The organism is Chloroflexota bacterium (assembly GCA_035652535.1).
In the GTDB taxonomy this organism is placed as follows: Bacteria; Chloroflexota; UBA6077; order UBA6077; family SHYK01; genus DASRDP01.
Map to the genome: position 1 here is coordinate 1 of DASRDP010000059.1, position 6,586 is coordinate 6,586.

The 6,586-nt window shown below is 66.3% G+C and carries 6 protein-coding genes; 1 reads left to right on the forward strand and 5 read right to left on the reverse strand.

Features of this window, described 5'->3' with window-relative positions; all coding sequences use genetic code 11:
* Positions 1–798: M24 family metallopeptidase (locus VFC51_06705; protein HZT06703.1), on the forward strand; the 798-nt coding region annotated here is incomplete at its 5' end.
* A gap of 52 nt (positions 799–850) precedes the next feature.
* Here the strand turns inward: VFC51_06705 and VFC51_06710 are convergent.
* The 5 genes from VFC51_06710 to VFC51_06730 form a co-directional block, all read right to left on the reverse strand.
* Positions 851–2,188, reverse strand: coding sequence for a Rieske 2Fe-2S domain-containing protein (locus VFC51_06710; protein HZT06704.1), 1,338 nt, complete (start codon positions 2,186–2,188; stop codon positions 851–853).
* 24 nt (positions 2,189–2,212) lie between these two features.
* Positions 2,213–3,925, reverse strand: a complete 1,713-nt coding sequence (locus tag VFC51_06715) for an ABC transporter substrate-binding protein (protein ID HZT06705.1) — start codon at positions 3,923–3,925, stop codon at positions 2,213–2,215.
* A gap of 275 nt (positions 3,926–4,200) precedes the next feature.
* Positions 4,201–4,545, reverse strand: a complete 345-nt coding sequence (locus VFC51_06720; GenBank protein ID HZT06706.1) for a cupin domain-containing protein — start codon at positions 4,543–4,545, stop codon at positions 4,201–4,203.
* A gap of 32 nt (positions 4,546–4,577) precedes the next feature.
* Entirely contained in the window at positions 4,578–5,324 is a 747-nt protein-coding gene (locus VFC51_06725) for a class II aldolase/adducin family protein (GenBank protein ID HZT06707.1), read from the reverse strand.
* 60 nt (positions 5,325–5,384) lie between these two features.
* Positions 5,385–6,488, reverse strand: coding sequence for a cupin domain-containing protein (locus VFC51_06730; GenBank protein ID HZT06708.1), 1,104 nt, complete (start codon positions 6,486–6,488; stop codon positions 5,385–5,387).
* Between the last annotated feature and the right edge of the window lie 98 nt (positions 6,489–6,586).

Below are 6,586 nucleotides of genomic sequence, written 5' to 3' on the forward strand. Positions count from 1 at the left end.
GAAGAGGTGCGCACGCTGCTCCCGAACGCGCAATTCGAGGACGCGACGGATGTCGTGGGGCTCGCCCGCTGGGTGAAGAGTGATGAGGAGCTGGCGTGTCTGCGTCGCGTGGTCGCCATCGGGGAGGCGGGGATCGCCACCTTCGCGAACTTGGCGCGACCAGGGGCGGATGGCGACGCGCTGCACGGCGCCGTCATGGACCGAATGCGATCGCTCGGGTCTGACGAGCCGTTGTTCGCCCTCGAGATCGCCGCGAGAGGTCAGCCGCCGGGCGGCCGGGTGACGAAACCCCCCATTGGCAGAGTACTTGAGGCCGGAGACTATATCGCGGCACAAACGGAGGCGCCATGGGGCGCACAGTCGACCCAGGAGGAGCAGCATCTGGTCCTTGGCCCGATTCCAGAGCCACTCAGGCGGGCAGCGGACGTTCTGGCGGAGATGTTTGAAGCAACCCGCGCGCTTTTGAGGCCGGGTGTGACGGTGGGAGAGCTGATCGCGTGCACGACGGAGTTCGCCGCTGCCCGTCGACTCGACTCGAAGCTGGAGACGCGGCCGATGCTGAAGGGCGGGGGCTTCGGCGAGGATGGGCCGCGCGTCTCACCCTCTTCGACGCTGGATCGATTACCGCTTGCCCTTCGCAACCTGACCTTCGAACGGGGCGCGGTGGTCGTCTGGAAGCCGGATGTCTCCGTGAAGGATCTGGACCGGACCGTGGCCTGGGGCGGATCCGTTATCGTGACCGAGCGAGGTGGCGAGGTCGTCGGCCAGCGCCCGCTCGCGCTATTGTCGGTCTCGTAGTCGGCCCTGGTGCGGATGGTTGGGCGCGCGCTGTGACGACTGCGTGCCGCGGTTACCGGGCCGGGCTGCCAACCGCCTGGTCCTCTTGCTCGCGAAGAAAGCCTTCCCGCAGCTCGCGCGCGCCCTCCCAATAGTCCACCCCGTCCGGAAGGACGAGCCACCCCGAACGCTGGCGGTACGCCTGCGGTGCGTCAACGCATGGCGGCGTTGCGCCCGTCTCGCGGAGCGCCTTCGCCGCCTCGATCAGGCGATGGCGCACGCGGATGATGGCGGCGTCGGTGCTCCCCAGGTGCTCGCGAGAACGGTCGACGATGCCGTTGCCGGCCGCTCGCCCCTGGCTCCACTTCATGGCCTCGTCTTGCGGTGGGACGCCGCCACGAATACCGGTGAACCCTGATCCGTCCGGCGGCTTTCGGCGTTGAAGCTCGCGATCGATTCCGAAGTCGGTCGTCGGGTCGAGGGCGTTCCGGAAGCGGCCCAGCCAATCGGTCGAGTTGGGGAGGGTCCGGTCTCCCGGAAATTGCCGCTGCTCCCCGCCGAGGGCCCGATTGAACGTGAACTGCATGTTGTGATAGTCGTCGACGGGTACCGTCGCCACGACTTCGTTCCTGGTCCCCAGCTTGAAGGTCGGCGACATGGTGTAAAAGGGCCACAGCCAGTGCATCGTGCGCCAGTAGGTCCGGCCCTCCTCGGCCGCCCGGCACGCGCCGTAGGTCACGCCGAACTCGGTGTCCCGGACGTGGAACCGCGGCGCGCGGTCGGCCACCATGTACTTCATGGCGGGGTTCGGGTAGTCGGGAGCGCTAGCCACCTCCACGGTGATGGCGCCGTGGTGGAGGACCGCGTTGTGGGAGGTGTCCAGGTTGTTCTCCATCGCCTGAAGCCAGTTGTATTCGTTCAGGCAGAGATTGACCCGCTGCACGCCCGCAAGCTCGAGGCTCGCTTCGAGCATGGGGAGGGGAGGCGGCGTCTCGCGGGGTCCGAGGTATGCCCAAACGCACCCAGCGCGCTCCTGGGTTGGGTAGGTGACGGCTCGCACGCGATGCATAAAGCTCGCGGCCTCGGGCTCGTTCATCATGTCGACACATCGACCGCTGACGTCGAACTTCCAGCCGTGGTACACGCAGCGAATGCCATTCTCCTCGTTTCGCCCGAAAAAGAGGGACGCGCCCCGGTGGGGGCACGCGTCTTCGATCAAGCCGACCTGACCGGACGTGGTGCGGAACGCGATCAAGTTTTCGTTCAGAATGCGGATCCGCACGGGTGGACAATCCGGCTCGGGCAGCTCGTCCGAGCGAGCGACCGGGATCCAGTACTGGCGCATCAGGTCGCCCATCGGTGTTCCCGGGCCACATCGGGTCAGGATCTCGTTCTCAGCCACACTCGTCATTGCAGACCGCCTTTCATGTAGCCGTCAGTCGCGGTCCCATAGGTGCGCCGCTTTGGACATCGCCCCGGGATCGCGCGTCGCGCCGAACTCCGCGAGTGCCCGGACGCCTTTGCGAACCGCGGTGAAGGTTGGCCGATAGTAGAGGGGCAGCGCGGGCAGGTCCGTGGCGAGGACCTCGCCCATCTGCTTGAGCGTGGCACCCTGCTGGCGCTCATCGATCTGGCTGTAGAGGGTGTCGATGAGCTGGTCCATCGCCGGATTCACATAGTGCTCCAGATTGGCCCCGCTCCAACGATTCTGCGGCCCCGCCTGGAGGCGACTGTCGAAGGACACGAAGATGCCGTCTGCGGAGCCGCGCGCGCGGAGGATAAGCCCCGAGAACGCGGCCATGCGCTCGTCGTCCCTGGCGACCGCGCGGGAGGGGATATTTTCGGTGACATCGAGGCCGATCTGGCGCCAGTAGTCGGCGACGAGCGCGACCTCTTTTGCCCAGGTGTCATTTGCGGCGATCACCTCGATCTGCACCTGCCGCCCATCGGCGCCCAGGAGATGGCCATCGGATCCGCGCCGCCAGCCGGCCGCCGCGAGCTCCTGCGCGGCTGCCAGCGTGTCGTACCGGTACTGGGCAAACGGCTCGCCGACGGCGGCGAAGCGTGGATCGGATCGCGGCATAAACGAGTCGCCACTGGTATCCGGGAATCCGGGAAGCATTGCGTCGCGGATGGCGTCGCGGTCGATGGCGGCGAAGAGGGCGCGTCGAACGCGGACGTCCTGGGCGAAACCTTCCGGCCTCGCCCACTGGGCGCCGAGCTGAAAGGCGCCGTAGAGCCAGTTGTCCTGCCGCGAGCGTAGCTCGCCCTCGCCATTGTCGCGGTATTCGTCGCGCAGCTCGGCGGCCATGTCACCCGGGAGGGTCTTTTCGGCGACGATGTCCAGCGCACCGGCCTTCAGCGCGGCAACGAGCGCCTGGGCATTGGCGATGGTCTTGATGACGATCTGGCTGACCTTCGGGCGCCCCAGGAAGTAGTCGTCATACCGCTCGAACACTTGCTGCTCGCCCAGACCGAAGTCCACCAGGCGGAACGGTCCGAGGTTCACGTAGTCCGTCGTGAAGTACCGGTGGCCCAGAAACGATTGCTTGTCTTCGCGATACGGGTCGGCGAGGATGTGCTGGGGGAGCGGCCAGAATTCTCGCTGGATGAGGTCGAGGGCCCGATAAAACGTGGTGTGCCAGGTAATAACGAGAGTGCCCGGGTCGGGGGCTTCTACGGAGTCGGCTTTCAAAATGATCGAGTTGACGGTGGCTGCGATGTCCGGATCACGAAGCACGTCCCCGCTGAAGACGAGATCGCTGGCCGTGAAGGGCACGCCATCGTGCCATGTGACACCGGGGCGAAGACGCCAGGTCGTTTGCATCCGACCGTCTGGGAGGACGACGATGGTGCCATCATCCACCGACGGCAGCATCGCGGCGAGTCTGGGCTCCAGATGACCGTTGAGGTCCTCGGATACGAGCCCCATGGTGTGAATTTCGGAGACTCCGACCGCGCCGCCGCCGGTCGTCCCGTCCCACGGGCCGTAGCTCTTGACGGACACGAGGATGCCAACGGTGAGGGACTTTTGCGCTTCCGGTGGTTGTCTCGAACCGGCCGGCGATTCGTCCCGCGCCGTGGTCACCGCCGATGTGCAGCCGACGATGACACAGCAGGCGAGGCAGAAGAACAGTCGATGACTCATGGCGCCCTTCCCGACGCCGCTTTCCGTTGGCCCACCGTGGCAAGGCGGGCGCGCGGCTCCTCGACCCGGGTGCGTTTGCGACGATTGGCCACATATATCACGCGCGTCCCCGGCAGTCCAGTGCAATGGAAGCGGCAATGGTGAACGTCGGCGTGGTGGCGCCGGTCCTCGTCGTGGAGCCCGTATTGGGATACGCGCGGCGCGAGGGGCAAAGCGCCGCTCATTCAGGCATTTCACCGCAATTCGATGGGACTCGCGGACGATCCGCGCGAGGACTACCCCTGATCCTTTAGGGAGATGGTGGCCGTGATGCAGGGCTCGTCGCCCAGCGCGATGGTGGTATGGCCGCGGCCAGTGACGTCCTCGACGAGGCGCGCGTCGCCCGGACCGAACACCTTCGTCGATCCGTCCTCGAACCCGATCTCCAGGCGACCGGACAGGATGATGACGAATTGGCGCTGCGGCGCCGGGTGCCAATCCTGGAGCACGCCGGGCGGCCGAATCCCGAATCGGATGCTCGTGGCGTCGAGCCCATCGAGCCAGGCGCGGTGTTCGTGCAGGTCGATGGGCTCCCACCGCGCGCGGCCCACCGAGTCCGTGTACATGCGAAATGTGCCCACGAGCTACTCCGGTCGCTGTGTCATGGGGTGCGCTATTCCTCGATCCAGCGCGTGAGATAGCGCCACGTCGAGTTCTGATAGGGGGTAGCTCCCGATGGCCGCTCGCGACGCGCCCGGCCCGCGCCGACGGCGCGGAAGGCCGCGATGTCCTCGTCCGAGATCGGCTCGGGGGTGCCAAGAAGCCGAGCGCGGTAATTGATCTCGGCCAGATCGTTGAGCCGCCAGGCGGTGATCGTCGCCTCCTCGACGCTGGCGCCGACGGCGGTAATGCCGTGCCCGCGCATGAGACACACGTTCTTCTCGCCGACTGCCTTGGCGAGGTCCTGGCCGAGCGCATCGTTGGAGATCAGGACGCTTCGCGGGTAGCGCGGGATGCCGTCGAGCACGAGCTGGAGGGCGAAGGGGTCGTACGCGCCGATGAGGGGCAGCAGCTCGGTGTTGCAGATCGTGAAGAGCACGACCGTCGGCGGGTGGACGTGGATCACGGCGTTCACGTCCGGTCGCGTCCGGTACATCCACGTGTGAATGAAGACCTCATTGGGGGCCGCCAGATCGTCGGGCCCCTCGACCTTCTTGCCGTCCATATCGCAGATGATCAGGTCGTCCGGCGTGACGTACGTTAGCGCCGCCTCGCCAACGCCCCGAGCCTTGATCAGGATGCGATCGGTGCCGGGAATGCGACAGCTCACGTGGCCGGCCGGCTCGCGGGTCATCTGCATTTTGCCGATGATTCGGCAGGATTGCGCGACGACGGTTCGCGCGGCGTCCAGGTCCGCCATGCGGTTTCTCCTCTGTATCGGTGAGGGCTCGGCTCGACGGGGCGTCGGGCCGGCGTTCGCCTATCCTGCCGTGCAGAACGGCGAGAGCGCGCCCATTCGGCACGCCGCCCCGTGCTCCGCCAGCTCGCTCTCGAACATCCGATGGATCCGCGGGTCCTCGTCGGGGTATTCGATCTGGCTCCCGCCCTCCTTCACGCTTCGGTCCACGACCCACTGGCCACCACCCGTCTCGTACTTCTGGCTGCCCCCGCCACGGAGGGCCAGGTAGCGCGCGGGTGTTGCGCCGGTGTTGAAGTGCTGGTGGAACCAGGAGCTGGGGGCCACGAACAGGCTGTTCTTCTTCCAGTCCAATTTTCGGAACTCGCTCTCGCCCGGCGGCCACACGATGGAGAAGCCGGTGCCCTGGAGGATCAGCAGGAGCGCCCCGCCCCCGACGTCCTCGCCGTGGCGATGGGCTTTCTTGTAGGTGCCGACGGGGAACTGGGAGATGTGGGTCGGGACGACGCCATCGGCCATCTCGAACATGACGTTGAGGCCGCCGGCGCCCCGCTCCGCCCACTCGTAGAGCTGGATGCTAGCGGCATCGGGCACGAAGTTGGTCTCGAGGACGTGGTAGGATCGGCCTTTCACCGAGTACAGCGTCCCCTCGTCGCTGAAGTAGTCGTCGTCGCCGGCATAGCGATCCTCGAACACGAAGTCGTTGTCGAAGAGAAACCGCTCGTTGTGAAAGAGGCTCATCACCTCAGGCGCGTTGTTGTAGGCGAGCAGCCGGGTGGGCTCGTTCGACGCGTTGAAGTGCTGGAACCAGGCATTGATGGGGATAGCGAGCAGGCTTCCCGCACCCCACTCAATAAGCTGTTTGGACTTGCCCTCCTGCCACACAGTCGTGGCTCCGCGTCCGCTGACGACGTAGACGACCTCCTCGAAGCAGTGGCGCTGGGGATGGAGCGCGCCTCCGGGTGGGATCTCGGAGAGGTACGCCGCGCGCTTGTAGCCGCGCTTGGTGCCGAGGTTGATGAAGGCGCCGTGCCCGCCCGTGCGCTGCCAGGGGTCCAGGGGCACCTCGTTGAGGTCCGGAATGTGGAGTCCGGTGACCGCGCGGATCCCCTCGCGCTCCTGCCAGTCATAGTAGGGATCGACTTTGCGAATCTGCGCCTGAGCCACGCGCGATTCCCCCCCTCGAATCGGACTTTCGTACGACGGGATTCCCTGGAGTGTAGCCCCGAGGGTTGAGGGGGTCAATCAGGGGCGGGGATCAACCG

Excerpts from the sequence above, each read along its gene's own strand:
- VFC51_06710 (HZT06704.1), bottom strand. The coding sequence starts at position 2,188 with ATGACGAGTGTGGCTGAGAACGAGATCCTGACCCGATGTGGCCCGGGA.
- VFC51_06715 (HZT06705.1), bottom strand. The coding sequence starts at position 3,925 with ATGAGTCATCGACTGTTCTTCTGCCTCGCCTGCTGTGTCATCGTCGGC.
- VFC51_06725 (HZT06707.1), bottom strand. The coding sequence starts at position 5,324 with ATGGCGGACCTGGACGCCGCGCGAACCGTCGTCGCGCAATCCTGCCGA.